At 61.0% G+C, this 26,261-nt stretch carries 25 protein-coding genes; 14 read left to right on the top strand and 11 right to left on the bottom strand.

Features of this window, described 5'->3' with window-relative positions; translation table 11 throughout:
- Positions 1–15: 15 nt before the first annotated feature.
- Entirely contained in the window at positions 16–945 is a 930-nt protein-coding gene (locus tag Tal182_RS12990; RefSeq protein WP_085859673.1) for a sugar ABC transporter substrate-binding protein, read from the bottom strand.
- A gap of 117 nt (positions 946–1,062) precedes the next feature.
- Positions 1,063–2,043, bottom strand: a complete 981-nt coding sequence (locus tag Tal182_RS12985; protein WP_085859672.1) for an ABC transporter permease — start codon at positions 2,041–2,043, stop codon at positions 1,063–1,065.
- Positions 2,044–2,254: 211 nt separating this feature from the next.
- Between Tal182_RS12985 and Tal182_RS12980 the strand changes: the two genes are divergently transcribed.
- The 4 genes from Tal182_RS12980 (at position 2,255) to Tal182_RS12965 (ending at position 6,523) form a co-directional block, all read left to right on the top strand.
- Positions 2,255–3,064, top strand: coding sequence for a transketolase (locus tag Tal182_RS12980; RefSeq protein WP_085859671.1), 810 nt, complete (start codon positions 2,255–2,257; stop codon positions 3,062–3,064).
- The gene (locus Tal182_RS12975; RefSeq protein ID WP_064803060.1) at positions 3,064–4,020 is read left to right on the top strand and encodes a transketolase family protein; all 957 of its coding nucleotides are present in this window, start codon (positions 3,064–3,066) and stop codon (positions 4,018–4,020) included. Before Tal182_RS12980 ends, Tal182_RS12975 begins: the two co-directional genes overlap by 1 nt.
- A 64-nt stretch (positions 4,021–4,084) precedes the next feature.
- On the top strand, positions 4,085–5,551 hold the full coding sequence (locus Tal182_RS12970; protein ID WP_085859670.1) for an FGGY-family carbohydrate kinase: 1,467 nt from the start codon (positions 4,085–4,087) through the stop codon (positions 5,549–5,551).
- 21 nt (positions 5,552–5,572) lie between these two features.
- Complete coding sequence (locus tag Tal182_RS12965; protein WP_064810526.1) at positions 5,573–6,523, top strand: sugar-binding transcriptional regulator; 951 nt, start codon at positions 5,573–5,575, stop codon at positions 6,521–6,523.
- Positions 6,524–6,719: 196 nt separating this feature from the next.
- On the opposite strand, the gene Tal182_RS12960 is transcribed toward Tal182_RS12965, so the two are convergent.
- The 3 genes from Tal182_RS12960 to Tal182_RS12950 are packed head-to-tail and all read right to left on the bottom strand — an operon-like array spanning position 6,720 to position 9,679.
- Positions 6,720–7,472: an ABC transporter ATP-binding protein gene (locus Tal182_RS12960; protein ID WP_085859669.1), complete on the bottom strand. Its 753-nt coding sequence runs from the start codon at positions 7,470–7,472 to the stop codon at positions 6,720–6,722.
- Positions 7,466–8,536 (bottom strand): iron ABC transporter permease, encoded by a 1,071-nt coding sequence (locus tag Tal182_RS12955; protein ID WP_085859668.1) that lies wholly within the window; start codon positions 8,534–8,536, stop codon positions 7,466–7,468. The genes Tal182_RS12960 and Tal182_RS12955 overlap by 7 nt, the downstream gene beginning before the upstream one ends.
- A 6-nt stretch (positions 8,537–8,542) precedes the next feature.
- Positions 8,543–9,679 (bottom strand): ABC transporter substrate-binding protein, encoded by a 1,137-nt coding sequence (locus Tal182_RS12950; protein WP_085859667.1) that lies wholly within the window; start codon positions 9,677–9,679, stop codon positions 8,543–8,545.
- 115 nt (positions 9,680–9,794) lie between these two features.
- Between Tal182_RS12950 and Tal182_RS12945 the strand changes: the two genes are divergently transcribed.
- Positions 9,795–10,580: a methyltransferase domain-containing protein gene (locus tag Tal182_RS12945; RefSeq protein ID WP_085859666.1), complete on the top strand. Its 786-nt coding sequence runs from the start codon at positions 9,795–9,797 to the stop codon at positions 10,578–10,580.
- A 182-nt stretch (positions 10,581–10,762) separates the two neighbouring features.
- On the opposite strand, the gene moaA is transcribed toward Tal182_RS12945, so the two are convergent.
- Positions 10,763–11,809: a GTP 3',8-cyclase MoaA gene (gene moaA / locus Tal182_RS12940; protein ID WP_085860925.1), complete on the bottom strand. Its 1,047-nt coding sequence runs from the start codon at positions 11,807–11,809 to the stop codon at positions 10,763–10,765.
- 182 nt (positions 11,810–11,991) lie between these two features.
- Between moaA and Tal182_RS12935 the strand changes: the two genes are divergently transcribed.
- Positions 11,992–12,366, top strand: a complete 375-nt coding sequence (locus Tal182_RS12935; RefSeq protein WP_064803049.1) for a DUF971 domain-containing protein — start codon at positions 11,992–11,994, stop codon at positions 12,364–12,366.
- A gap of 28 nt (positions 12,367–12,394) precedes the next feature.
- Entirely contained in the window at positions 12,395–13,585 is a 1,191-nt protein-coding gene (locus Tal182_RS12930) for a low temperature requirement protein A (RefSeq protein ID WP_085860924.1), read from the top strand.
- Here the strand turns inward: Tal182_RS12930 and Tal182_RS12925 are convergent, their stop codons facing one another.
- Positions 13,586–14,053, bottom strand: a complete 468-nt coding sequence (locus Tal182_RS12925) for a MarR family transcriptional regulator (RefSeq protein ID WP_064803048.1) — start codon at positions 14,051–14,053, stop codon at positions 13,586–13,588.
- A gap of 47 nt (positions 14,054–14,100) precedes the next feature.
- On the opposite strand from Tal182_RS12925, the gene Tal182_RS12920 reads away from it, so the two are divergent.
- Together Tal182_RS12920 and Tal182_RS12915 are read left to right on the top strand one after the other, a co-directional pair.
- Positions 14,101–15,075 carry an alpha/beta fold hydrolase gene (locus tag Tal182_RS12920; protein ID WP_085859665.1) on the top strand — a complete coding sequence of 325 codons (975 nt, stop codon included), beginning with the start codon at positions 14,101–14,103 and terminating at the stop codon, positions 15,073–15,075.
- A 36-nt stretch (positions 15,076–15,111) separates the two neighbouring features.
- Positions 15,112–15,723: a pyridoxamine 5'-phosphate oxidase family protein gene (locus Tal182_RS12915; RefSeq protein ID WP_064810520.1), complete on the top strand. Its 612-nt coding sequence runs from the start codon at positions 15,112–15,114 to the stop codon at positions 15,721–15,723.
- A 198-nt stretch (positions 15,724–15,921) separates the two neighbouring features.
- Here Tal182_RS12915 and Tal182_RS12910 read toward each other — a convergent pair whose 3' ends face one another.
- Positions 15,922–16,989, bottom strand: coding sequence for a GGDEF domain-containing protein (locus tag Tal182_RS12910; protein WP_064803042.1), 1,068 nt, complete (start codon positions 16,987–16,989; stop codon positions 15,922–15,924).
- A gap of 349 nt (positions 16,990–17,338) precedes the next feature.
- Here Tal182_RS12910 and Tal182_RS32245 point away from each other — a divergent pair, with 349 nt between their 5' ends.
- Positions 17,339–17,503: a hypothetical protein gene (locus Tal182_RS32245; protein ID WP_164517788.1), complete on the top strand. Its 165-nt coding sequence runs from the start codon at positions 17,339–17,341 to the stop codon at positions 17,501–17,503.
- 213 nt (positions 17,504–17,716) lie between these two features.
- Here the strand turns inward: Tal182_RS32245 and Tal182_RS12905 are convergent, their stop codons facing one another.
- On the bottom strand, positions 17,717–19,324 hold the full coding sequence (locus Tal182_RS12905) for a fumarate hydratase (RefSeq protein ID WP_085859664.1): 1,608 nt from the start codon (positions 19,322–19,324) through the stop codon (positions 17,717–17,719).
- A gap of 246 nt (positions 19,325–19,570) precedes the next feature.
- On the opposite strand from Tal182_RS12905, the gene Tal182_RS12900 reads away from it, so the two are divergent.
- A complete protein-coding gene (locus Tal182_RS12900) occupies positions 19,571–20,398 on the top strand; it encodes a VCBS domain-containing protein (RefSeq protein ID WP_085859663.1) in 828 nt (275 codons plus the stop codon).
- 200 nt (positions 20,399–20,598) lie between these two features.
- Here Tal182_RS12900 and fumC read toward each other — a convergent pair whose 3' ends face one another.
- The gene (gene fumC / locus Tal182_RS12895; protein ID WP_085859662.1) at positions 20,599–21,990 is read right to left on the bottom strand and encodes a class II fumarate hydratase; all 1,392 of its coding nucleotides are present in this window, start codon (positions 21,988–21,990) and stop codon (positions 20,599–20,601) included.
- Between fumC and Tal182_RS32240 the strand changes: the two genes are divergently transcribed.
- Together Tal182_RS32240 and Tal182_RS12890 are read left to right on the top strand one after the other, a co-directional pair.
- Complete coding sequence (locus Tal182_RS32240; RefSeq protein ID WP_164517745.1) at positions 21,989–22,324, top strand: hypothetical protein; 336 nt, start codon at positions 21,989–21,991, stop codon at positions 22,322–22,324. The genes fumC and Tal182_RS32240 overlap by 2 nt on opposite strands.
- 68 nt (positions 22,325–22,392) lie before the next feature.
- Positions 22,393–24,294, top strand: coding sequence for a murein L,D-transpeptidase (locus Tal182_RS12890; RefSeq protein ID WP_085859661.1), 1,902 nt, complete (start codon positions 22,393–22,395; stop codon positions 24,292–24,294).
- A 305-nt stretch (positions 24,295–24,599) separates the two neighbouring features.
- On the opposite strand, the gene Tal182_RS12885 is transcribed toward Tal182_RS12890, so the two are convergent.
- On the bottom strand, positions 24,600–25,304 hold the full coding sequence (locus tag Tal182_RS12885; RefSeq protein WP_085859660.1) for an HAD family hydrolase: 705 nt from the start codon (positions 25,302–25,304) through the stop codon (positions 24,600–24,602).
- A gap of 244 nt (positions 25,305–25,548) precedes the next feature.
- Here Tal182_RS12885 and rpiA point away from each other — a divergent pair, with 244 nt between their 5' ends.
- Entirely contained in the window at positions 25,549–26,247 is a 699-nt protein-coding gene (rpiA, locus tag Tal182_RS12880) for a ribose-5-phosphate isomerase RpiA (RefSeq protein WP_011425639.1), read from the top strand.
- Positions 26,248–26,261: the final 14 nt, after the last annotated feature.

Genomic DNA, 26,261 nt, shown 5'->3' with positions numbered 1-26,261 from the left:
AAGACCTCGGCTTCATCAGGGATGGTTGGCGATGAAGCCTGCAACGTTTTCCTTGGTGGTCAGCGTGGCATCCATGAGCTGGATCGGCGGTACTTTCTCTCCGGCAACAAGCTTGGCGGCATTTTCAACCGCGTCGCGGCCCATCTTCTGCGTCTGCTGGGTAGCCGTAACGTCGAAGACGCCCTTGCTGAGAGCTTCGAGCGCTGCGGTGTCGCCGTCGAAGCCCCCGACCACGATTTTCCCGGAAGGTTTCGCGACCTTGATTGCCTGGGCGGCGCCGAGTGCAAGAGCGTCAGCCTGAGCGAATACGATCGAGACGTCGGGGTTGGCCTGAAGCATGTTCTGCATGATCTGGAAGCCTTCATCCTGGCTCCAAATGTTGGAGTACTGCTCAGCGACGACCTTTACATCCGGGGAGGCCTTGAGAGATTGAGCGCAGCCCTTCGAGCGATCCACTTCCGGCGTCGTGCCCTTCTGGCCGTGGATGATGACCATCTTCCCCTTGCCGCCGGCTTCCTTCAGGATGTAGTCGCAGACAGCCTTGGCGGAGGCGACGGAATCCGTTGCAAGGAACGTATCGCCCGGCGCTCCTTCCGCATTGCGGTCAACGTTTACGACCGGGATGCCGGCGTTCTTCGCGAGCTTGACCGGAACGCTCGCCGCGGCCGCACCGGCCGGAATATAGATCAGCGCGTCGATTTTCTGGGTCAGAAGATCTTGGATCTGGTTGACCTGCGTCGGCCCGTCGCCCTTGGCGTCGACCGTAATGACTTCGATGCCGCGCTTCTTGGCTTCGGCCTCGACCGATTGCTTGATCTGGTTGAAGAAGTTTGCCTGAAGGTTGGCAACGGCGAGGCCCAGCTTCTTCAGTTCCGCCGCGTGTACGGGACCGAGCATAAGACCGAGCAGTGCGGCAGACGCGAGCATGGTGCGCGCTATTTTCATTGTATTTCCTCCGTTGTTTAATGGAACCCTCGGGTATGTCCTCCCCCTCGGGGTATAGATCCGTCCCGATTTTCCGGGGCGGAATTCCAGGTCCGCCAGTGCGGCGGATCCCGCTCGTCAGGCGCGACGCCGACGAATGGTCTCTGCGCCGACCGCAAGCACGATGACGATGCCGATGATCACCTGCTGAAGGAACGGCGAGACGTTGAGAAGGTTGAGACCGTTGCGCAGCACACCGATGATCAGAACGCCGATCAACGTTCCGCCGATGCCGCCGGCGCCGCCGGAGAGCGAGGTGCCGCCGATGACGACCGCAGCGATGGTGTCCAGTTCATAACCGAGACCACTGGACGGCTGGACGGAATCCAGCCGGGCGGCGAGCACGACGCCGGCAAGGCCTGCAAGGCCGGCACTCATGACATAGACGCCGATCGTCACGAGCGGGACGTTGATGCCGGCGAGGCGTGCGACTTCGGAATTTCCGCCCACCGCATAGAGCATGCGGCCTTCGGAGCGGAAGTGCAGGAAAAGCCAGGCCGCCAGAACCACCGCCAGCATCAGAAAGACCGTGGCGGTCATGACGCCGAAATGGCGATCGATCGCCAGCATCATGAACCAGTCGGGGAAGCCGACGATCTGCTGGCCGTCGGTGATCATGTTTGCAACGCCGCGGGCAGCCGACATCATTGCCAGAGTGGCGATAAAGGCCGGAACCCTGAACTGCGTCACCAGCAGTCCGACAATCAGGCCCGATACCGCCGAGGCGATCAGCGCAAAGGCGATCCCGACGGGAAGCGGCAGGCCGGCGACGTTGGCTGTCCAGCCCATGACCATCATCGCCAAAGCGAGTGCCGAGCCGACGGAGAGATCGATGCCGCCGATCAGAATGACGAACGTCATTCCGACCGCCATGATGCCGAGAACAGTGATCTGGTCGAGGATGTTGAGCCCGTTTCGAACAGAAAGAAACGTGTCTGTGCTGACGCTCAGAAAGACGCACAGCACGAGCAATCCGACGAGCGGGCCGGTCGCTCCCTTGAGCTTGCTCAACCACGCACCGGACGAAAGCCTGTGTTCATTGATATCGAGCGCCACCATTACTCCTCCCTCTGCGTAGGCCTGTATCCGATATTGGTTCAGGAGCGAATAATTATTCACTGCTGCTGGAAAATTCATTAACAACTTGCTTTCAAGCTGTCAACTAGATTTCGTTGACCGGATGTTTGTGATGCTGAGTACAAGGGGGTTGACTAATCCGCTTCTTATGCAAAAATATTGATTAGTGAATATTTATGCACACGAGGAATCGATGGATACGACAGAACTTGAGCGCATCGCCCGCGAGATCCGATTGCGCGATCTTCAGGCGGTCTTTGAAGCGGGCGCCGGCCATATTGGCGGGGAAATGTCGGTCATTGACATTTTGACGGCGCTCTATTTTCGTGTGCTGAATGTCTGGCCGGATCAGCCCAAGCATCCCGACCGCGACAGGTTCGTTCTTTCAAAGGGACATACGGCCTGCGCCCTGTATGTGACTCTCGCAAAACGCGGCTTCATTCCGGAGGAGGAGATTTCCACGTTCCTGCAGCCGCATTCGCGGCTGAACGGGCATCCGAATTGCAATAAGGTTCCGGGCGTCGAGACGAATACCGGGCCGCTCGGCCATGGTCTCCCGGTCGCAGTCGGAATGGCGAAAGCCGCCAAGCTCTCGGGCGCGAAATTTCACACCTACGTCGTCACCGGCGACGGTGAGATGCAGGAGGGCTCCAACTGGGAAGCGATCATGGCGGCAGCCCAATTCAAGCTCGACAACTTGACGCTGGTCATCGATCACAACAGGTTTCAGCAGGGCGCGGCGCTCGCCGAAACCAATGATCTCGCGCCGCTTCGTCCGAAGCTTGAAGCCTTCGATTGGGAAGTCACCGAGATCAACGGCAACACTATGAGTGAGATCGTTCCTGCTCTCGAATACCGGGGAACAAGACCGCATTGCATCGTCGCCCACACCAACAAGGGCCATGGGATCTCGTTCATGCAGGACCGGGTCGACTGGCACCATAAGGTGCCGAGCAAAGAGCAATACGAAATCGCATTGGCAGAATTGTCGGAGGCACTGTAATGAACGCGCCAATCAACCCACCCAAGCTCCACGATTGCCGCGACGCATTCGCCACCACGCTTGAGCGGCTGGCAACTGAAAACGAGAAGATCGTTGCTGTCTGCAACGACTCGGTCGGTTCTTCCAAGCTCGGCGGCTTCAAGTCGAAATTTCCCGAACGCCTCGTCAATGTCGGAATTGCAGAGCAGAACATGGTGGGCGTCGGAGCAGGCCTCGCCAACGGCGGACGTCTTCCATTCGTCTGCGCTGCCGCTCCGTTTCTGACGGGGCGGTCGCTGGAGCAGATCAAGGCCGACATTTCCTACTCGAATGCCAACGTCAAGCTGGTCGGCATCTCCTCCGGCATGGCCTATGGCGAACTCGGTCCGACCCATCACTCGATCGAAGACTTCGCCTGGACACGGGTCTTGCCCAATCTTCCGGTTATTGCGCCTTGCGACCGCATCGAAACCGCCGCTGCGGTTGCGTGGGCCGCGACTTATGACGGGCCCTGTTTCCTGCGCCTGTCACGGGTCGGCGTGCCCGACCTGCTTCCGGAAGGCCATAAATTCGAACTTGGCAAGGCAAATCTCCTTCGCCAGGGTTCCGACATCACCCTCATCGCCAACGGTACTTTGACGCATCGCATTCTGAAGGCTGCCGAAATCCTCGCTGAGCGCGGCGTCAGTGCCAGGGTGCTCAACCTTGCGACGGTTCGTCCCATCGATGAGGAGGCGATCATCGCCGCAGCCAGGGAAACCGGAGCGATCGTCACAGCCGAAGAGCATTCGATCTTTGGCGGGCTCGGCTCGGCGGTCGCCGAAGTGGTGGTCGACAATGCCCCGGTGCCGATGAAACGTCTCGGCGTTCCCGGCGTCTATGCCCCCACAGGTTCGGCAGAGTTCCTGCTCGACGAATTCGGGATGGCGCCGTCCGCAATCGCCGACGCCGCGCAGGCCCTGATCAAGCGGAAGTAACTGGGATCAAGACTGGCCGAACGCTTTTGCGGTTTCGGCCGTCGCCTGATCCGGGGAGGATAGAATGCGGGCAATTCTGGCAATCGACCAGGGCACGACCAATTCAAAGGCAGTTCTCGTTTCCGAAAAGGGAGAAATCGTCGGCAGAGGATCGGCGCCTGTCGGCATCTCCTATCCGAAGCCGGGCTGGGTCGAACAAGCCCCGCGCCGGCTCTACGCCTCGGTCTGCGAAGCGGTTGATGCCTGCCTGAAGGCCGGCTCCGATGTTGTTATCGAGGCCGTGGCCATTTCCAACCAGCGCGAATCGGTCACCGCCTGGGACGCCGAAACGGGAGAGGCGCTTGGGCCGGTGGTCAGCTGGCAGTGCCGCCGAACGGCGCAGGATTGCGAACGTCTGATTGCCGAAGGCCGTCTTGACCGGGTGCAGGCGCTCACCGGCCTGCCATTGGACCCGATGTTTCCGGGTTCGAAATTCCGCTGGCTGCTCGACCGTATTCCGGCCGGGCGATCGGTGCGGCTCGGCACGATCGACAGCTGGCTCGTCCACTGCCTGACGGGTGGGCGCCGGCACGCCTGCGACGCCTCGAATGCCGGCAGGAGCCAGTTGTTCGATCTCAGGGAGCAGAGATGGAGCGAGGAACTCGGCGAGATCTTCGGCGTGGATATCGCGCTGCTGCCCGAGGTGCTCGACAGCTCCGCCGATTTCGGCAGAACGCAAGGATTGCCGGGGGTGCCGGATGGCACTCCGATCATGGCCGCGATCGGTGACAGCCACGCCGCCCTGTTCGGCCATGGGGCATTCAAGCCGAGCGACGGCAAGGTGACCTTCGGGACCGGCTCTTCGGTCATGACGACGCTTTCGCAATTCATTCCTCCACGCAACGGCGTCACGACCACAGTCGCATGGCGTATTGGGGGAAAGCCGACTTTCGCGTTCGAAGGCAATATTCTCGTTTGCGCCGCCAGTCTTCCCTGGATGGCCGATATTCTCGGCCTTGCGGATGTGGCGGCCCTCGTCGAGCTTGCGGCGAGCGCCGAGCCGGGCGGACCCGGCTTCGTGCCGGCATTCGTGGGGCTGGGGGCGCCTTACTGGAATGCCGATGCCCGCGCCCTGTTCTCCCAGATCAACTTTAATACGACACGTGCGCAAATGGCCCGGTCGGTGACCGATTCCATCGCTTTCCAGGTGCATGACGTGATCGCGGCCATGCGGACGCAGAGCGGCGGCGAACTCGGCGCGCTCTATGTGGATGGCGGACCGAGCCAGAACCGCTTCCTGATGCAGTGTGTCTCGAATCTTATCGAACATCCCGTGATCCAATGCGAAGCACCCGAGGCATCGGCTTTGGGCGCTGCCTATCTGGCGGGGCTGTCACTCGGCTTGTGGAGCGATCTCGAAATTGTCGCGGCGTTGCCGCGAAACACGCAAACCATCGAGCCGCAACCCGTGGATCGTGGGGTGCTTCTCGATACCTGGAATGATGCGCTCGCCCGCTCGACGTCCCGCGAAACAAAGGCTAAAGGTGAATAAAAATTCAATCTGGGATTAGCGATGACTCGCCTCAACGAACTCCGCCTCATTTCAAGGGTCGCCCAGATGTACCACATAGAGGGACGGCGGCAGGCGGAGATCGCAGAGCACCTTCGCCTGTCGCAGGCGACAGTGTCGCGCATGCTGAAGCGTGCCGAAGCTGAAGATATCGTGAGAACCAGCGTGATCCCGCCCGTCGGTACCTATAGCGAGCTCGAGGGCGCGCTTCGCGAAAAATACGGTCTGCCGGAGGCGATCGTCGTCGAGTGCACGGAAGACCGGGACGGCGCCATCATGGCCCGTATCGGCGAGGCGGCGGCACATCTCCTGGAGGTGACGCTTGCGCCGGGGGAGATCATCGGCGTTTCGAGCTGGAGCCAGACCATCTTCAAGATGGTCGAGAACATTCACCCGCAGAAGAGCGCTCAGGCGAAGTATGTCGTCCAGACCCTTGGCGGCATGGGCGATCCTTCCGTGCAGACGCATGCGACGCAGCTGACCACGCGGCTTGCACGGCTGACCGGGGCCGAGCCGAAACTGCTTCCCGTGCAGGGCGTGACGACGTCAAGGGAAGCAAAGCTTCTGATGCAGGCCGACCCGTTCGTCCGTGAGACGATGGACCTCTTCGGCAGCATAACGCTTGCAATCGTCGGCATCGGCGCCGTTGAACCGTCCGAACTTCTCGCACGCTCCGGCAATATCTTTTCCTCCCGCGAACTCTCCGATCTCGCGGAAGCAGGCGCCGTCGGCGATATCTCGCTTCGCTTCTTCGATAAGAACGGCAAACCGGTCAAGACTCCGCTGGACGACCGGGTCATAGGCTTGCCGCTCGAGGATCTGGAGCGGGTGGACCGGGTGATTGCCCTTGCCGGTGGGGCCAAGAAGACCGACGCGATTGCCGGCGCGCTCCGCGTCGGGGTGATCGATATGCTTGTGACCGACAAGTTTACCGCGCAGCGATTGATCGACTGACGGGCAGGGTGGAGTGCCCGCCTCGTCCTTCGAGGCTTCGCCCGATGGGCTACGAGGCCCTCTTGGCGTGACGGCATGCCCATCCACTCTCATCCTGAAATAGGCATCCTCGTCGCATAACCCACTATACAGCAACGGCAACGTTCAAGGATGGGCTCTCTCGGGTATTGACGCCCTCCGGACAGGCTCCCCTGGGTCAATGCGCCGTCCCATCGACGATCACATGATCGTGGTCCAGCGAGCATCTCTCCACCCGGGCTTCGACTCTGTAGATTTCCCGCAGCATTTCGGCGGTAACGACATCTCTTGGCGCTCCGCAGGCGCGCATGCGGCCGTTGGCGATGACCAGCACCTTGTCGGCGAAGCGCAGGGCCTGGTTGAGGTCGTGGATGGCAATCAGGACGAGCATGCCTTTGGCGCGGGCCCTGCGGCGCATGAAGTCGAGGACTTCGACCTGGCGGTGGAGGTCGAGGGCGCTTGTGGGTTCATCCATCAGCATGATTTCAGGTTCGCGCACGAGCGCCTGGGCGATCGAGACGAGCTGGCGCTGGCCGCCGGAGAGCGCGCCGAGATCGCGGAAGGCGAGCGCGGTGATATCGAGCGCTGCCATGATCTCGTCGATGAAGCGCAGGTCGCCATCGCCGACGGCCCAGGACTGGCCCTGCTTGCGGGCAAGCAGGATGGATTCGTAGACGGTCAGCACCGCATTTGCCGACGTATCCTGCGGCATGTAGCTGATGGCGTTTTTCGCCGTCGAGCCTTCGACGACGACATGACCGGGCCCCTTGAGCAGGCCGGTGATGCGCTTGAAGAGCGTCGACTTGCCGGCGGCGTTCGGGCCGATCACCGCCACGACCTCGCCTGACCTCATCACCGGCGTCGTTACGTCTTCGACGAAGAGCTTGCGGCCGTGAAAGGCGCCGACCGACTGCAACTGAAGCGCTACCATGACCGCCTCCTGTTCGAGAGGATGAGCGAGAAGAAGAAGGGCACGCCGACCAGCGCCGTGATGATGCCGATCGGGAAGACGACGCCTGGGATGATCGACTTCGAGACGATCGAGGTCAGCGACAGCAGCAGGGCGCCCGAAAGGATCGAACCCGGCAGGAAGAAGCGCTGATCCTCGCCGAGGATCATGCGCGCGATATGCGGGCCGACGAGGCCGACAAAGCCGATCGTGCCGACGAAGCTCACCGGCACCGCGGCAAGCAGCGAGACGACGAGCATGGTTTCCAGGCGGATGCGGCGGACATTGACGCCGAAGCTTGCCGCCTTGTCCTCGCCGAGGCGGATGGCGGTCAGCGCCCAGGCGTTGCGGGCAAAGAGCGGCAACGCTGCCAGCAGGACGGCGAGCGTCACCCAGATCTTCGGCCAGGTGGCCTTGGTGAGACTACCCATCGTCCAGAAGACGACGGCCGACAGCGCCTGTTCGGAGGCGAGATATTGCAGGAAGGCGAGGGCGGCATTGAAGGTGAAGACCAGCGCGATGCCGAGCAGCACCACCGTCTGCACCGAAACGCCGCGGGCCTGCGAGACGAAATGGATGAAGAGGGTGGCGATCAGCGCCATGATGAAGGCATTGACCGGCACCAGCAAGCCGGCTGCGACAGGCAGAAGCGGAACGGTGGTGACGATCGCAAGCGCCGCGCCGAAGCTTGCCGCCGCCGAAATGCCTAAGGTGAAGGGGCTAGCGAGCGGATTGGCGAGGATCGTCTGCATCTGCGCGCCGGCGACGGAGAGCGAGGCGCCGACGACGATCGCCATCACAGCGACCGGCATGCGGATGTCCCAGACGACGGCGCGGATCTGATCGGAAACGGAGGCGGGGTCAAGGAGGGCGGAGACGACCTCGCCGAGACTATAACGGGCCGGCCCCCAGGCGAGATCGACGGCGAAAGACAGACAAAGTGCTGCTGTCATGGCGAAAAGGATCAGCAGCTTGCGCCGGGCGAGGGCGCGGTAGCGCTCCCGCCCGGCTTCGGCTTCGATCGATATGGCGGCGATCTCGGCCATCGCGGATTACTTGCCCGCCTTGGCGTCGACCCAGTAACCCGGCTGATAGGCGACCGGCAGGAACTTCTCGTGGAACTCCTTGAAGGTGGCATCCGGGTCGAGATCGGCGAAGAGGTTCGGGTGGAACCATTTGGCGAGCTGCTGGACGGCGACGAACTGATAGGGGCTGGTATAGAACTGGTGCCAGATCGCATGGACATTGCCGCCGGCCACTGCCTTGGAGCCGGTGAAGGCCGGGTTTTCCATCAGCGTGTTGAGCGCCTTGCGGCTATCGCCGAGGGTGGCTGCGGCATTCGGGCCGACATTGACGAAATCCTTGGCATCCTTGGTCTGGCTCCAGTTGGAACCGGTGACGACGATGACCTCCGGATTGGAAGCGACGACCTGTTCGGCATTGATGGAGCCGGTGTAACCCGGCAGGAAATCGGAGCCGAGATTGTGGCCGCCGGCCAAATCGACCATCAGGCCGAAATTATCGGGACCGAAGGTGCCGCAGCATTCGACCAGGCCTGCGGCGCGATACATGAAGACATTGGGCTTCGGCGGATTGGCCGCCTTCAGCCTGTCGGTGACGCGCGCCATCTGCTCCTTCCAGAAGCTGGCGACGGCCTCGGCGCGGTCCTCATGGCCGAAGAGCTTGCCGAGAATCTTCAAGCTCGGCTCGGTGTTGGCGAGAATATGTTCGCGAAAATCGATGTAGACGATCTTGACGCCGATGCCGGAGAGCATGTCTTCGAGCTTCACCTCGTCGGCGGCCGTCTTGTTGCCGATCGGCAGCAGCAGCACGTCCGGGTGCAGCTTGACGACCGTTTCGGTCTGCAGCGTGCCGTCGGTCAAGTTGCCGAGGAAGGGCAGGTCCTTGCCTTTGGGAAACTTCTCGACATAGGCATTGAAGCCGTCTTTGTCGGTGGTCCAGAGATCGTTGCGCCAGCCGACGATCTTGGCGAAGGGGTCTTCCTTCTCGATCGGCGCGACGGCATAGAGCATGCGGCCTTCCCCAAGGATCACACGCTCGACCGGCTTGTCGAAGCTCACTTCGCGGCCGGCCACATCCTTGACGGTGAAGGATTGGGCGAGCGCCGACAGCGGCATCAGGCTCGCAATCGCAGCAGCGGAGACTGCGAGCATTTTCACGAAATTCATCTGGAAATTCCCCCGAGGTCTGAATAATGTCCGCAGGCATAAGAAATATGACTTTGTGAATCAAGTTATATGTTTTAGAGCATTTCCAAACTGATGCCATGCCGGGGTGCCTGCGATGAATTCAATGAACACGAACTACTCCATCCGCGATGAAATCCGCGATTTCTGGTCGGAAAGGGCCGCGACCTTCGACCAGAGCGTCGGCCATGAAATTTTTTCGGAGGCCGAACGGAAAGGCTGGCAGCGGCTGATCCGAAAGCATCTCGGCGAGGGGCAGGGGCGTGCGGCGCTCGATCTCGCCTGCGGCACGGCCGTCATCTCGCATCTGATGAACGATGCCGGCTTCAAGGTGACGGGGCTCGACTGGTCGGACGCGATGCTGGCGCAGGCGCGCGCCAAGGCGAAGAAGCGCGGCACCGATATCCGCTTCGTTTCCGGCGACGCCGAGAATACCATGGAGCCGCGGGACAGCTACGACGCCATCACCAACCGCCATCTCGTCTGGACGCTGGTGGACCCGGCTTCGGCTTTCAAGGAATGGTTTTCAGTGCTGAAGCCGGGCGGCAAGGTGCTGATCCTCGACGGCAATATGGGCAAGGAGACGTGGGTCAAGGGCCTGCAGAAGCTCTGGACGAAAATTACGGGCAAGCCGCCGACGAGCCACATGTCAGCTGAAATGATGGCGCGCCATCAGAACATCCGCTCCCGCGTGCACTTCGCCAAGGAGATGCCGGCCGAAGCAGTGGTCGATCTTCTCAGCAAGGCCGGCTTTACGGATATCGTGGTCGATCGCAAGCTCGCGGATATCCACTGGGCGCAGGCGCGCAAGATGCCGTTCCTGCGGGGGCTGGAGCGCATGGTGCAGGAGCGGTTTGCGATTTGCGCGCGTAAGCCTGGGTGATGGGTTGGAGCAACACCGGGTGGCTAGGCGCTGACCGTCGTGCCGTGAGGCTCTCGCAGGTGTTGCTGGACACTTCTGGATACTAGTGGAGTTTGGCGCACCCTGGCCCTTCGGTTGGGCTCAGGCGTTGGCCCTGGGATCATCACTGGATCGAGCGCTCCCCGCTTTGCGCAGACCGGGGCTCACCCGCCGGTGACGCTCATATGCCGCGCCACGGCCGGCCTGTTATGGGTGCGGTCGATGATGAAGTCGTGGCCTTTCGGCTTGCGGGTGATGGCCTCGTCGATGGCGGCGTGGAGGAGGGCGTCGTCTTCGGTGGCGCGGAGTGCGGCGCGGAGATCGGCGGCGTCGTTCTGGCCGAGGCACATATAGAGCGTGCCGGTGCAGGTGAGGCGCACACGGTTGCAGCTCTCGCAGAAATTATGGGTCATCGGCGTGATGAAGCCGAGGCGGCCGCCGGTCTCGGTAATCCTGACGTAACGCGCCGGGCCGCCGGTCTGGTAATCTATGTCGGTTAGCGTGAACTGACGTTCGAGATCGGCGCGCAGCTCGGAGAGCGGCAGATATTGATCGGTGCGGTCCTCTTCGATCTCGCCCATCGGCATGGTTTCGATGACGGTGAGGTCCATGCCGCGGCCGTGGGCAAAGCGCAGGAGATCGGGCATCTCGGCATCGTTGAAATTCTTCAGCGCCACGGCGTTGAGCTTGATCTTGATGCCGGTCTTCTGCGCCGCGTCGATGCCTTCCATGACCTTAGCGAAATCGCCCCAGCGGGTGACCTTGCGGAACTTGTCGGGATCGAGCGTATCGAGCGAGACATTGATGCGGCGTACGCCGCAATCATAAAGCTCGGCGGCATGGCGGGAAAGCTGCGAGCCGTTGGTCGTCAGCGTCAGCTCATCGAGGCCGGCGCCGATCTTTTCGCCGAGCTTGCGCACCAGATACATGATGTTCTTGCGCACCAGCGGCTCGCCGCCGGTCAACCTGATCTTCCTCACGCCCTTGGCGATGAAGGCGGAACAGAGCCGGTCCAGCTCTTCGAGCGTCAAGAGATCCTTCTTCGGCAGGAAGGTCATATTCTCGGCCATGCAATAGGTGCAGCGGAAATCGCAGCGGTCGGTAACGGAGACGCGCAGATAGGTGACCGCCCGGCCGAAAGGGTCGATCATCGGATGTGCATCTGCCGCGAGCGGCGATGCGTTACCTATCGTTCCCACTCTCGTATTCACCAATTCCTCCGCGGCGGGATTGTAGCAGTGCAAGCCGGACACCAGCCCGTTTTCAAGCGACATCTTTCTATTTGTGCATATGTGATTGCCCCGTCAAGGGAAACGGATTTCGCACACGCTAATTTGCGCTTGCCTCGAAAAAGCCGAACGCCTACTTCTCCAGGGGAAAGAGGGTGATTGAGATGAGCGATATCTGGCCGAGCGAACTTCGCGTTTCGAAAGACCGGCAGCGGCTGGTGGTGACCTTCAATGACGGCCAGAGCTTCGACCTGTCGGCCGAGCTGCTGCGAGTGCTCTCGCCCTCGGCCGAGGTGCAGGGCCACGGGCCTGGACAGAAGGTGACGGTATCAGGCAAACGCAATGTCGCGATTATCTCGATGACGCCAACCGGCAATTACGCCGTGCGGATCGGTTTCGACGACATGCACGACACCGGCATCTACACCTGGACTTATCTGCGCGAACTCGGCGAACGGGGGGCGGAGCTGTTTTCGGCCTATGAGGACGAGCTCCGGGAAAAGGGCATGAACCGCGACACGTCGGAAAAGCCACGCTGAATTTCAATCCATGGCCATCGGGGGACACATGGCGAAAGCGAATAGCAAGAACTGGCTGCGCGCCAAGGGAAGTGCGGCCGGCAGCAAGGTGACCTTCCTCGAACTGTTCTTCGACTTGGTCTTCGTCTTTTCGATCTCGCAGCTTTCGCATGCGCTTGCCGCCCATTATACGCCGCTGGGTGCTGCCGAAGCGGCGCTGATGACCTTCGCCGTCTGGTGGGTGTGGATCTTCACCGCCTGGGTGACGAACTGGCTCGATCCCGAGAAAATGCCGGTGCGCGGCATGCTGGTGGTGCTGATGATGCTCGGGCTGCTGCTGTCGGCCTCCATTCCCGAAGCCTTCGGCGACAAGGGGCTGCTGTTTGTCGGCGCCTACGTGGCGATGCAGGTCGGGCGCTCGCTGTTTACGACCTATGCGATGACGCGCGTCGACCGGGCCAATACGCTGAATTTCGTGCGCATCACAAGTTGGCTTGCGGTCGCCGCCGTCTTCTGGATCGCCGGCGGGCTCATGGAGCATGAAGCCCGGCTGATTGCCTGGGTGATCGCACTTGTCATCGAATATGCCGGGCCAGCCGCAGGCTTTGCAGTGCCCGGGCTCGGCCGTTCGGTCCCAAGCGATTGGGACGTGTCCGGCGCGCACATGGCCGAGCGCTGCGCGCTCTTCGTTATCATCTGCCTCGGTGAAGCGATTCTCGTTTCCGGCCGTACGTTTTCCGAATTGCCGATCTCAGGCCTGACGAGCATCGTCTTCGTTACCGGCTTCGTCGGCACGGTCGCCATGTGGTGGCTCTATTTCCACTTCGGCCACGGGCGCGCCGCCCATCGCATCGAACATGAGGAGACGCCGGGTGCCCTGGCGCGGCAGGCCTTCACCTATGGGCATATCCCGATCCTGGCCGGCATCATCGTGCATGCGGTGGCGGTTGAATTCATGTTCTCGCATCCGCACGAGACGGGCGATGTCGGCATCGCCGCGGCGGTGCTCGGCGGCTCCGGCCTATTCCTCGTCGGCAATCTGTGGTTCAAGGGCGCGACCAGCGGCCAGATGCCGCTGTCGCATCTTGCCGGCCTCGTGCTGGTGATCCTGCTGGCCTTCGCAGCCCCCTTCATCGAGGTCTACCTGCTCGGCATTCTGGCGACGCTGGTGCTGATCATCGTCGCTGCCTGGGAATACCGCTCGCTGAGCGGCACATCGGCGGCGCCGTCGCTGCATTGATCAATCGTCGTCGCGCAGATCTTTCAGCAGTACGGCGATGATGCGCTCCATCGAGGTGGCGGTCGCCATGCATTGCTCGATCGGCTCCTCCGAGAGCGTACGTTCGATGAGGTCGGTCTGGATCGCCATCGCTGCCTCGGTTACTTTGCGGCCTTCTCCGGTGAGATAAAGGCGTAGCACCCGCTTGTCACGCTCGTCGCCGCGCCGCTCGATCAGACCCCGTTGCTCCATCTGCGGCAGCAGCATGCTCATATTGGAGCGGCCGACGAGGAGCTTGCGCGCCAGTTCCTGCTGCGAGATGGCCTCGAAACGGTAGAGATTGACGAGGATATCGAGATGCGGCGGCTTGATGTCGAGATCGGCAAGCGAGCGCGCCAGGGACTGTTGCATGAGCTGGCAGGCACGAGCCACCGCGATCCAGCTGCGAAAACGCGGATGATCCCAGGGTAGGGATTGATTTTTGTTCATCGTTGTACTTTATTGTTCAGTGTTGAACAGTCTTTTGGATTCCCACTATGGCAAATTTCGCGCTTGAGGTCACCCGCCTCGGATTTCGGCTTCTGCAGGTAATTTCGCAGCGGCTGGCGGGCAGGGTTGCATTCCGGCTGTTCTGCCGCACACCATCGCCGCGGCCGAAGGGCGAGAAAGCGAAGGCGGCGCATGCGGCGGGCGCGGCACGGCTTGCTGGCGCCGAGCGCTTCGTCCTCAGGCTTGCCGGCGGCGCCAAAGCACATGCCTACCGGTTGAACGGCGGGGCGCTCGGTCAGCGCAAGCGCTATCTCGTCACACATGGCTGGGGCTCGAGCGCCGTCTACATGGCCGATCTCGTTTCGATGCTGGCGGCGACGGGTGCCGAGGTGATAGCGCTCGATTTTCCCGGCCACGGGTGCGCGGGCGGACGCTTCCTGCATATGGGGCTCGCGGTCGAGGCGATCGCGGCGGCAGGCGAGCGGTTCGGTGCATTCGATGCGGCGATCGGCCATTCCTTCGGGGGCGCGGCGCTGATGGTTTCGGCGGCGGGTCTGATCCCGGATGCGGTGCCCGTTACCGGCGAGCGACTGGTCCTGATCGGCTCGCCGAGCGAGATGGCCTGGCTCTTTACCGATTTCGGCCGGATGGTCGGCCTTCGCCCCGTTGCCCAGGCCGCGCTGGAGATTGAGGTACATCGTGTCACTGGACGGAGACTCGAGGATTTCGACGCGAGCAATACGGCGGGCTCGATCGGCCGGCCGGTTCTGGTGATCCATGCCGAGGACGACAAGGAGGTGTCAGCGGACCATGCCCGGCGTTACGGCGCGGCGGGAAATAGAGTGCGGCTGTTCTGGGCAAACGGATTCGGTCACCGGCGCATCATCGGCGCGGCTCCCGTGCTTGGCGCGATCGCAGCCTTTCTCGCAGACGGCGCAGGCGAGGAAGCCGGCGAAAGCATCAAAAAAGATGCGGAGATCATTCCATTTTTTGACCTTCCGGCGAGGCGCGCGGCATTGTAGCGTCCACCGCAATATCCAGCCGCTGCGGAACGCCTCATGAAAATCATCGACAGCATCGAAGAGCTCAATACGATCTATGGCGCCGGCCTGTCGCAGGCCTCTGTCGACAAGGTGACCAAGCGGCTGACGCCGCTCTATCGCGAGATGATCGAGATCTCGCCCTTTGCCGCGCTTGCGACCGTCGGGCCGGAAGGGCTCGATTGTTCGCCGCGCGGCGATCTCGGCGGCGTGGTGCGCGTCGTCGACGACGAGACGCTGCATCTGCCGGACTGGCGCGGCAACAACCGCGTCGATTCGCTCTCCAACATCGTGCGCGACCCCAGGCTTGCGCTGATGTTCCTGATCCCCGGCTCGAATACGACGATGCGCATCAACGGCCGCGGCGTCGTCTCCGACGACGAGGCGCTGCTTTCTAGCTTCGAGATGGACGGCAAACATCCCCGCACCGTCATCGTCATTTCGATCGACGAGGTCTATTTCCAGTGTGCGCGTGCGGTGATGCGAGCCGAACTCTGGAATGCCGAGCACTTTGCCGATCTCGCGGCGCTGCCGACGCCGGGCCAGATGCTGAAGGCCGCGGTCGGTGATTTCGATCAGGAAACCTACGACCGGGAATGGCCGGGACGGGCGGCGAAGACGATGTGGTAAGGGGATGCCGAGAGGCCGTGATGGCGAGAGGTGGCCACGCACCTCTCCTCCCTCATTCCTGTGACGAGCAGAGGAATGAGGGAAGAAGCGGCCACCTCCCGCTCCTGATATCGAAAAAGTAATAGCCGTGGAGTGAACCGGACAACAGCTGATGCCGCCACCTGATGGCGACAGCGTGCTTATCATGAGGGTTCCGCGTCAGGCCTTGTATATCAGCCAGCTCTTGCTGAAGTCCTTCTGCATGCCGTCCTGATAAAGGACGATGCAGTTGCGGCCAGCGTTCTTGGCGCCGTAAAGGGCGATGTCGGTCTTGCTGTAGAGTTCGCCGGCATCCTCCGCATTCGAGGCCATGCAGATGCCGATCGAAACGGTGATCGGGCCGTAATTCACCCGGGTGCGGGAATTCTTGAACGGCGTGGTTTCGAGCGTGCGGCGGATGCGTTCGGCGATCGCCGTCACTTCCTCGGCTGTGTTGCCCTCGATGATCAGGGCAAATTCCTCGCCGCCGGCACGGGCGACGAAGACGTCTCGCCGAACATTGCTGCGGATGACGGAGGCGACAGTGGCGAGGATCTTGTCGCCGACGGGATGGCCGTAGGTGTCGTTTATCTTCTTGAAGTTGTCGATGTCGGCGAGCAGCAGGGCCGTCACCGGCCGCATGCCGGGATTGTTGAAGACCGCTGCCAAGCGGTCGTCGAAAGCGCGGCGGTTAGAAAGGCGCGTCAGCGAATCGGTGTTGGCGATGCGCTTGTATTCGTCGAGTTCCTTGCGGACCTGGTCCATCTCCTGCGAACGCTGGACGACGTCCTCGACGGTGCGTTCGCCATGCGCCATGGTGTCGCCAGTCGCCTGGCTCAAAAGTTCGATGGCGCTTTCGATCAGTTCGACGCTGGCATTGCTTTTGGAGGTAATGCGCTTATGGGTCTCGCCGAGCAGCCTTGTATAGCTTTCGAGTGAACTTTGCTCCTGCCTCAAAATCCGCAGCAGACCGTCGAGTTCGCCTGATATGCGCGAATGGGCATCGTCGAAGACGCGTGCGGGGCTGCCGGTGAAATACTGAGCGCCCAGCGCATCGAGTTCGGCCTGTGTAGCTTGGCTGCCAAGGGCTGCGAGTTCGCGGGTGAGGGCGGGATTGGAGCCGATATAGGCCTCGTAGAAGAGTTCGTAATTGCGCGGTATCGGCGCAACGCCCATCGAGCGCATGGCATAGGTGATCTGACCCGCGACGTCGGGAACCTGCACCTTGGGCGCGACAGCCGTATTCATCCGGCGAACTCCTCATATATTCAAAGGCAATATTTTAGTTGTTAGCTTAAATTTCTTGGGAAAAGATTAAAGCGACATATACCAAAGATTACATATGAAAACTCAGAAGTGGGGCAATACATCGACCATGCCTATGATTTTCCGTAGAAAAATGTATCTTCTGTCGAGTAGTCCTACCCGCTTTGCGGGAATGGTGTTTAAAAAAACTTACAGTTCTTTTTCTCGCTGGAGATCGTATTCATCTTGTCGACATCAGGTTTTGGTCGTCTCCTATTTCAGCGTGAATGTTTCGGAAAGATAATTTCCAGCATTAAACCCGACTGCTGCCAGAAAACCACGGCGTAAGCTCATGGAAAGGCCCCGCGCCATTTCTTTCGCCGTCGTCGTTTTCACCATCCTCGCAGGCGGCGCCTTGCTGCTGGAGCACACCGGCTTTTTTGCCGGCGCATTCCGGACGGAGATTCTGGCGAGGGTGGATGATGGGGACATGGTAAGCGCTGCAGATATTCAGTAATGGTGCAGGTATCGGAAGGGGGTGCCGTGCGGCCCCCTCATCTGCCCGCCGGCATCTTCTCCCCGCTGGGGAGAAGGGACTCGTGGCAGCGCCTCACTCCCATTGAGACCTTTACGATAGGAAACGATGGTCGGCGGCTTGCACCCTCTTCTCCCCCTGCGGCCCCCTGCGGGGAGAAGGTGGCCGGATGAGGGGGCTGCACGGCACGCCCAGTCACCCCAGATTCAACTCCTGGAAGAAATCATTGCCCTTGTCGTCGATGACGATGAAGGCGGGGAAGTCTTCGACCTCGATCTTCCAGACCGCTTCCATGCCGAGCTCGGGATATTCGAGTACTTCGACCTTGCGGATGCAGTCCTGGGCGAGACGGGCGGCGGGGCCGCCGATCGAGCCGAGATAGAAGCCGCCATGTTTCTTGCAGGCCTCGCGCACGGCGCGCGAGCGGTTGCCCTTGGCAAGCATTACCATCGAGCCGCCGAAGGACTGGAACTGGTCGACATAACTGTCCATGCGGCCAGCCGTCGTCGGGCCGAAGGAGCCGGAGGCATAGCCGGCCGGCGTTTTGGCGGGGCCGGCATAGTAGACCGGATGATTTTTCAGGTAATCGGGCATACCCTCGCCCTTTTCCAGCCGTTCGCGGATCTTGGCATGAGCGAGGTCGCGAGCGACGATGATGGTGCCGGTCAGTGAAAGGCGCGTTTTGACGGGATGCCGGGAGAGTTCGGCGAGCACTTCGGCCATCGGCTTGTTGAGATCGATATGCACGGTCGATTCCGACAGTTTCGCCTCGTCGATCTCGGGCATGTATCTCGACGGATCGGTTTCGAGCTGCTCTACGAAAATGCCGTCGCGGGTGATCTTGCCCTTGGCCTGGCGGTCGGCGGAACAGGAGACGCCCAGGCCGATCGGCAGCGAGGCGCCGTGGCGGGGCAGGCGGATGACTCGCACGTCATGACAGAAATACTTGCCGCCGAACTGAGCGCCGACGCCCATCTGCTGCGTCAGCTTGTGGATTTCCTTTTCCATTTCGATGTCGCGGAAGGCATGGCCGCTCTCGGAGCCTTCGGTCGGCAGCTCGTCGAGGTAACGGGTAGAGGCAAGTTTGACCGTTTTCAGGTTCATCTCCGCCGAGGTGCCGCCGATGACGATCGCCAGATGGTAGGGAGGACAGGCTGCCGTCCCCAACGTCAGGATCTTCTCCTTAAGGAAGTGGATCATCCGGTCATGCGTCAGGAGCGAGGGCGTACCCTGGTAGAGGAAGGTCTTGTTGGCTGAACCGCCGCCCTTGGCGACGAAGAGGAAGTCGTAAGAGTCGGTGCCTTCCTCATAGATATCGATCTGTGCCGGCAGATTGTTCTTTGTATTCTTCTCCTCGAACATTTTTATGGGCGCAAGCTGCGAGTAGCGCAGGTTCTTCTTCTCATAGGCGTCGAGAACGCCTTTGGAGAGTGCTGCCGTATCCTCACCCTCGGTCCAGACCCGGCGGCCCTTTTTGCCCATGATGATCGCCGTGCCGGTGTCCTGGCACATGGGGAGCACGCCGCCGGCGGCGATATTGGCGTTCTTCAGCAGATCGTAGGCGACGAAACGATCGTTGTCGGTCGCTTCAGGGTCGTCGAGGATGGCGGCAAGCTGCTTCAGATGGCCGGGGCGCAGCAGGTGATTGATGTCGGCAAAGGCGGTTTCGGCAAGCAGCCGGATACCCTCGGGATCGACCGTCAGGATTTGCTGGCCCTTGAAACTGTCGACCGAGACGTAGTCGCTGCTGATCTTGCGGTAAGGGGTGGCATCCTCGCCAAGGGGGAAGAGATCGTCAGCCATCCAAGTGACCTTTCTGCTGGGCGTGCGTCGCTAAAATTGGAACCGGTCTAAATCTGCTGCGAAGCAAATGCAATTGGGAACGGTGGAGTCTGGAGCTGGGGCTATGTCGTGCCACATTTGCAACCCGCTTGGCACACGCAATAAGAGAGAAGAAATCGACATTTGTCGCGAAACGGCCGACTTCAGGTTGCCTTCAACTCGAGCCCAGTTCATATTCCCGGCAGCGTTAACCTGCCGGGGCTTCCAATGACAAATGCAAAGCCAACTGCTGTCGACGACCTTCTCGTTTTTTTCGAACATGACTGGATCAGGGGCGATCTGCTGCGCCTTGCCAGCGATCCCGAAGGAGCGGACATGTATGTTCGCTTCGTCAATGGCGTCCGCATCGACGCCAAACATGGGCCTGACCACGAAACGATCATTCAGGGCGAGTACGGAATCTTCAAAGTGAAACCTGATGGTCACTTCACATATGAGCTGGATTATACGCTCGACGTGGTGAAAAATTTGGGGAAGTACGATCAGCTCATCGAAAAGCTGAGTTACAAGATGTCCGACGGCTGGGGAGGCACGGATCTCGGCGTGCTGACGCTGGCGATCGACGGCGTCAACGAAGGCGAAAAATATCACGAAGTCCTGGATTTCGATGATATGGGCGTCTTATCGAGGGCGGATAATTTCTCTCTTCCCAATTACCGGGGCTTTGCGCTCTCGGTGAACGGCAGCCACGACGTGACGCTTCTGAACGGCATCGTCTATGATAGCATCCCGGGCGTCGACGCCATTACCGAAGACGGTTTCAGCGATACCGTTCTATCCCCCGGTTCTGCCCCCGTAAGCTTGAAACTGCTCGATGGCGGGGAGTTCACCTTTCAGAGCGTCTCGATCGCCGAATTGTCGGCATCGCCCTTTCACCTGACGCTCACAGCCCTGAACGACGGCCAGATCGTCTATCAGCAGGAGCTCGAGGTCGCCGGCCCCAGTCTCGAGGTCGATATCGAGGACATCGAAGAAATCCGGTTCGACTTCATGGGCAATTCTGTCGTGATGGACAATTTTTCGTTGTTGGTTTGACATTGCTCCCTTGTCTGCCAGGCAGACGAAGATCGCCCCTCACCCTAACCCTCTCCCGCAAAGACGGGGCGAGGGGACGTGCCCTGCGAGAGGTTGGCGAGGGACGGGGAGGTTGCGGCTATCTCCCTTCGCCCCGCAAGCGGACGCAAGCGGGGAGAAGGTGCCGGCAGGCGGATCAGGGGCTGCGTATCGCGGCCCTTTTACTTCGGCCCGATCATCGTTTCCGGGCGCACGATCGCGTCATATTCTTCCGATGTCACCAGGCCGCTGGCAAGCGCCTCTTCCTTCAGCGTTGTACCGTTCTTGTGAGCCGTCTTGGCGATCTTGGCGGCGGCGTCGTAGCCGATCTTGGGGGCGAGGGCGGTGACCAGCATCAGTGAGCGTTCGAGGCCGGCTTTGATGTTGTCCTCGCGCGCCTCGATGCCGACGACGCAATTGTCGGTGAAGGAAACGGCGGCGTCGGCCAGCAACTGCACCGACTGCAGGAAGTTGTATGCCATCATCGGATTGTAGACGTTGAGCTCGAAATGGCCCTGGCTATCGGCGAAAGTCAGCGCGGCGTGGTTGCCGAAGATGTGGATGCAAACCTGCGTCAGCGCTTCGCATTGGGTGGGGTTGACCTTGCCGGGCATGATCGAGGAGCCGGGTTCATTCTCCGGCAGCGCCAGTTCGCCGAGACCGGCGCGGGGGCCGGAGCCGAGCAGGCGTATGTCGTTGGCAATCTTGAAGAGAGCGGCAGCCGCCGCATTGATGGCGCCATGCGAAAAGACCATGCTGTCATGCGAGGCAAGCGCCTCGAACTTGTTCGGCGCGGTGACGAAGGGCATGCCTGTGATATCGGCGATCTCGTCCGCGACCTTCTCCGCAAAACCGACCGGTGCGTTGAGGCCTGTGCCGACGGCGGTGCCGCCCTGGGCGAGTTCGCAGAGGCCGGGCAGGGTCATCTCGATGCGTTTGATGGCGGAGCCAAGCTGGGCGGCATAGCCGGAAAATTCCTGGCCAAGCGTCAACGGCGTCGCGTCCTGGGTATGGGTACGGCCGATCTTGATGATGTGGCTGAATTCGGTGACCTTCATGTCCAGGGCGGCATGCAGGTGCTTCAGCGACGGCAGCAGGTGATGGGCGATCCGTTCGGCGCAGGCAATGTGCATGGCCGTCGGATAGGTGTCGTTCGACGACTGGCTCATATTGACGTGATCGTTCGGGTGGACCGGCTTCTTGGAACCCATGACGCCGCCGAGCATTTCTATGGCACGATTGGAGATCACCTCGTTGGCATTCATGTTGGACTGCGTGCCGGAACCGGTCTGCCAGACGACCAGTGGAAAGTGCTCGTCGAGCTTGCCGTCGATTACTTCCTGGGCGGCGTCGACGATCGCCTTGCCCAGCGCCGGATCGAGCTGGCCGAGTGACATGTTGGCGCGGGCGGCCGCCTGTTTGACGATGCCGAGCGCGCGGACGATCGACAGCGGCTGCTTTTCCCAGCCGATCTTGAAATTGCCGAGCGAACGCTGCGCCTGGGCGCCCCAATATCGGTCGGCGGCGACGTCGATGGGGCCAAAAGTATCGGTTTCGATGCGGGTTGCGGTCATGAGCCTTGCCTTCCTATCACATGCTGTTTTCTGGCATCTTCGAAAGATGTGGTCTTATAGGTTGGAAACCAGGGCAAGAAAACCGGATGCGGTGCGAAATATTGATGATCACAGTCATGTTTGTGCCTGCCAGGCGGCGTGCTTTTTCGGCCACGTTGGAAATTTTATGCATCGGCAGGTTTTTGCCGTACTGGCCCGGCGGCGAAAATTCGGTAAAAAATTAACTAATAATTTCATAATTTTGTGTGAACTGCTGTGCGGCGCCGCGCAGGATTCCTCTCACATGAAATTAGTCCGCCGGCGCTGGCGGCGAAGGCCGGTTTCTGATCAATGAGGCCCTACGCTGCTTGAGTTTCGCGGGATTTGAGCTGAGAACAGCATGACATCGGGACTGGAATATATATGACGTTCGTTTTGAAAAGCGCGGTATCCGCATTGGCAGTTTCTTGCGGCCTGGCAATGATGGCCGCTCCCGCGCATGCCTATACGCTGATGGATATGCTGCGCGGCGACAGGCAGCGGACTCAGAGCACCATTTTCATGGATCAGATGCCGCCCGGGCGTGTGGCGCCGCGTGGCGGCGAAGGCGGATCGCTTGGCGGGCTTGACCCGGAGGCGCCGCTGCCGAAGGTCAGCGGTCCGCGTTATTATACCTACAAGACCGAAGCCCTGCAGTTCGTCGATACCAGCAAGTTCGCCGATCCCATCGTCACGGGTGCGGTTGCCGAGGTTTCGCCTGGGAGCGATTCCGAACCGGTGGTGCAGCGCCGCTTCCTGGCGCAGGCCAAGGTTCGCGCCAATGCCGACGTCGCCAAGGCGCTGGAAACCTATTACAGCGATAGCCGCAATCCGCTCGTCTGGGTCGACGGCAACCGGATCAACGAGCGCGCCCAGTCGGCAATGGCGGCGCTGGCCGATGCGGCTTCCGTGGGCCTCGACCCTGCCGATTACGCCGTGCAGGCGCCGGCGGTCGATCCGGCCAATCCCGATCCTGCCGCGCGCGACCGAGCGCTGACGCAGTTCGAGCTGGAACTTTCGGCCAAGGTGCTTGCCTTCGTGCAGGACACGGTCCGCGGCCGCATCGATCCGAACAAGATTTCCGGCTATCACGATTTCCAGCGCAAGGTCGTCAATCTGGCACCGGTGCTGAAGCTTGCGCGCATGAGCCCGAATGCCGGCGCCTATATCGCCAGCCGTTCGCCCGATAGCCCGCAGTTCGAGGCGCTGAAGGCGGAGCTTGCCAAGCTTCGCGCCGCCGATAGCAATGAGGAGCAGATCGTCATTTCGCTCCAAGGGCTGCTCAAACCCGGCGACAGTTCGTCCGAGATCGCCAATATCGTCAAGGCGCTGCAGAAGAACGGGTCCGAGACGCTGAAGACCGATCATGCGGCGACGTTTGCAGCCTATGTGGGCGGCAGCGACTATTCGCCCGACATCGTCTCGCTGGTGGAGGACTTCCAGAAGGAGCACGGTCTGAAGCCCGATGGTGTCATCGGCCAGGCGACCGTGCGCGCCATGACCGGCGGTGACACCAATGCCTCGAAGATCGACAAGCTCGTTGTCGCCATGGAACAGGTGCGCTGGCTGCCGGAAGACCTGGGTTCCCGCTACGTCATGATCAATCAGCCGGCCTACATGGCCTACTACCATAATGACGGTAAGGAACAGCTGTCGATGCGCGTGGTGGTCGGCGGCAAGAACAACCAGACCTATTTCTTCAACGACGAGATCGAGACGGTGGAGTTCAACCCGTTCTGGGGCGTGCCACAGTCGATCATCATCAACGAAATGCTGCCGAAGCTGCGGTCGGACCCGAACTACCTCGATCAGCTCGGTTATGAGGTTGAGGTGAATGGCCATGCCGTCGCCTCGTCCAGCGTCGACTGGTACGGCTCGACCGCAAATGTTTCGGTGCGCCAGCCGCCAAGCAGCGATAACGCCCTCGGCGAACTGAAGATCCTGTTCCCGAACAGCCACGCGATCTACATGCACGATACGCCCTCGAAGAGCTTCTTCAAGCGCGACATGCGGGCGCTCAGCCACGGTTGCGTGCGCCTTGCCAATCCGCGCGCGATGGCAGCCGCCGTGCTCGGCACGACGGCCGACGATGTCGCCAGGCAGATCGCGAGCGGCCAGAATCATGCGGTGAAGGTGCCGCAGAAGATCCCGGTCTACGTCTCCTATTTCACCGCCTGGCCGAACAAGGATGGCGTGGTGGAGTATTTCGATGACGTCTACGGCCGTGACGCCTATGTCGACAAGGCTTTCGATGCGACGACCAAGGCGCGTGGGGCGCAGATCTGACGCCTGATTTGTGGTGATTTTGACGGGCGGTCTTTGGGCCGCCCGTTTTGTTTTTGGGTGGCGGTGCTTCAGATAGGATGTGCCGTGTGGTATCCCCCTCTGTCCTGCCGGACATCTCCCCCACAAGGAGGGAGATTGGCTGGGAGCACCGGTTTCCCCAAGCAATCGGCGCCGCAAGCTGCGCAACGTTAGTGATGCGCGAAGGTTAGGCTTCTGGCCAATCTCCCCCTTGTGGGGAGATGGTCGGCAGACCAGAGGGGGGTGCCTCACCGAATGCCGCCAGAGGACAAGAGCCAGCCTCGTCTCTAAACGGCAACTTTGGCCGCAGAACCCTTCAGCAAACCTTCCACCAATTCCGGCGTCAGTTCATCGTAATGGGTGATGATGACATCCGGATCGAGGCTTGAGACCGGAACATCCGAGTAGCCGAAAGGCACTGCAATCGACGGCACGGCGGCGTTCCTGGCCACTGCGATATCGTTGATGCTGTCGCCGATCATCACGGTTCGGGAAATATCGCCGCCGGCGCGCTCGATGGTGCCGGTGAGGTGGCGAGCGTCGGGCTTGCGGTATTGGAAGGTGTCGCCGCCGGTGACGGCTTCGAAATAGTTGACGAGTTCGAGCTTGTCGAGCAGACCGAGCGCGAGGCTCTCCATCTTGTTGGTGCAGACGGCGAGGCGGTAGCCAGCGGATTTCAGGCGGTTCATCGCAGCGACCAGACCGGGATAGGGTTCCGTATGGCCGGGCATGCTGCCGGCATAATGGGCGACGAAGCGTTCCACCAGCAGCGGCAGGCCATCTTCCGCGAGCGAATGGCCGCGCAGCCGACAGGCGCGCTCGATCATCACCCGCGCCCCCTGGCCGACGAGATGGGTGAGGTCGTCATAACTGACCGGTTCGAGGCCGAGCGCTGCGATCGTATGGTTCAGGCTTTCGACGAGATCGGCATGGGTGTCGAGAAGGGTACCGTCGAGATCGAAGACGACGAGCGGGGCGGGGGCAGGGGTCAAGGGGTTTGCCTCTTTGTGCGATGGGCGTCTTGCGAGCGGCGTCGATGGAACGCGTCATTTCCGGGAATGATGATATTTTTCCTGAGGTAGGCGATCGCGGGGCGGAAAGCAACGGCCTGAGGATTAGCGGGAAGCCGCAGGCGTTTGTTTCGGCTTTTCATTTTCCGTGATGATTTTGACTTTCGTTTGCCAGGCGAGCCGTGTAAACAGCACATCCAACGTAATAATTCGGAGCTGGCGGCGCATGGATGCGCGCGAAATGAAGATCAAGGCCGCCGAGGCCGCGCTCGCCCATGTCGAAAGCGGGATGCGTCTCGGCATCGGAACTGGGAGTACAGCGGAAGAATTCGTCCGCCTGCTGGCGGAGAAGGTCGCAGGCGGCTTCCAGGTCGAAGGTGTTCCGACGTCCGAGCGAACGGCGCGGCTATGTGTCGAGCTCGGTGTTCCGCTGAAGTCGCTTGACGAGCTGCCGGCGCTCGATCTGACGGTCGACGGCGCCGACGAGGTCGATCCGGCGCTCAGGCTGATCAAGGGCGGCGGCGGCGCGCTGCTGCGCGAAAAGATCGTCGCTGCCGCGTCGCAGAGGATGATCGTCATCGCCGACGAGAGCAAGCTGGTCGAAACACTCGGCGCCTTCGCGCTGCCGATCGAGGTCAATCCGTTCGGTCTCGTCTCGACGCGGATCGCCATCGAAAAGGTTGCCGCCCGGCTCGGCCTTTCCGGCGAACTCAACCTGCGCCAGTCCGGTGACGGAGAGTTTACCACGGACGGCGGCCATCACATCATCGATGCATCTTTTGGCCGCATTCCTGATGCAGAGGCGCTTTCGAGCGAGCTGAATTCCATACCCGGCGTCGTTGAACACGGGCTCTTTATCAATATGGCGGCACTTGCGATCATCGCCGGTCCTGCGGGTGCGCGCACACTGCAGGCAAACAGATAACAGGAGCATACACT

It is taken from the genome of Rhizobium sp. TAL182 (assembly GCF_002117725.1).
GTDB classification, from domain to species: domain Bacteria; phylum Pseudomonadota; class Alphaproteobacteria; order Rhizobiales; family Rhizobiaceae; genus Rhizobium; species Rhizobium esperanzae.
This window is presented reverse-complemented; position numbering and strand designations above follow the sequence as displayed.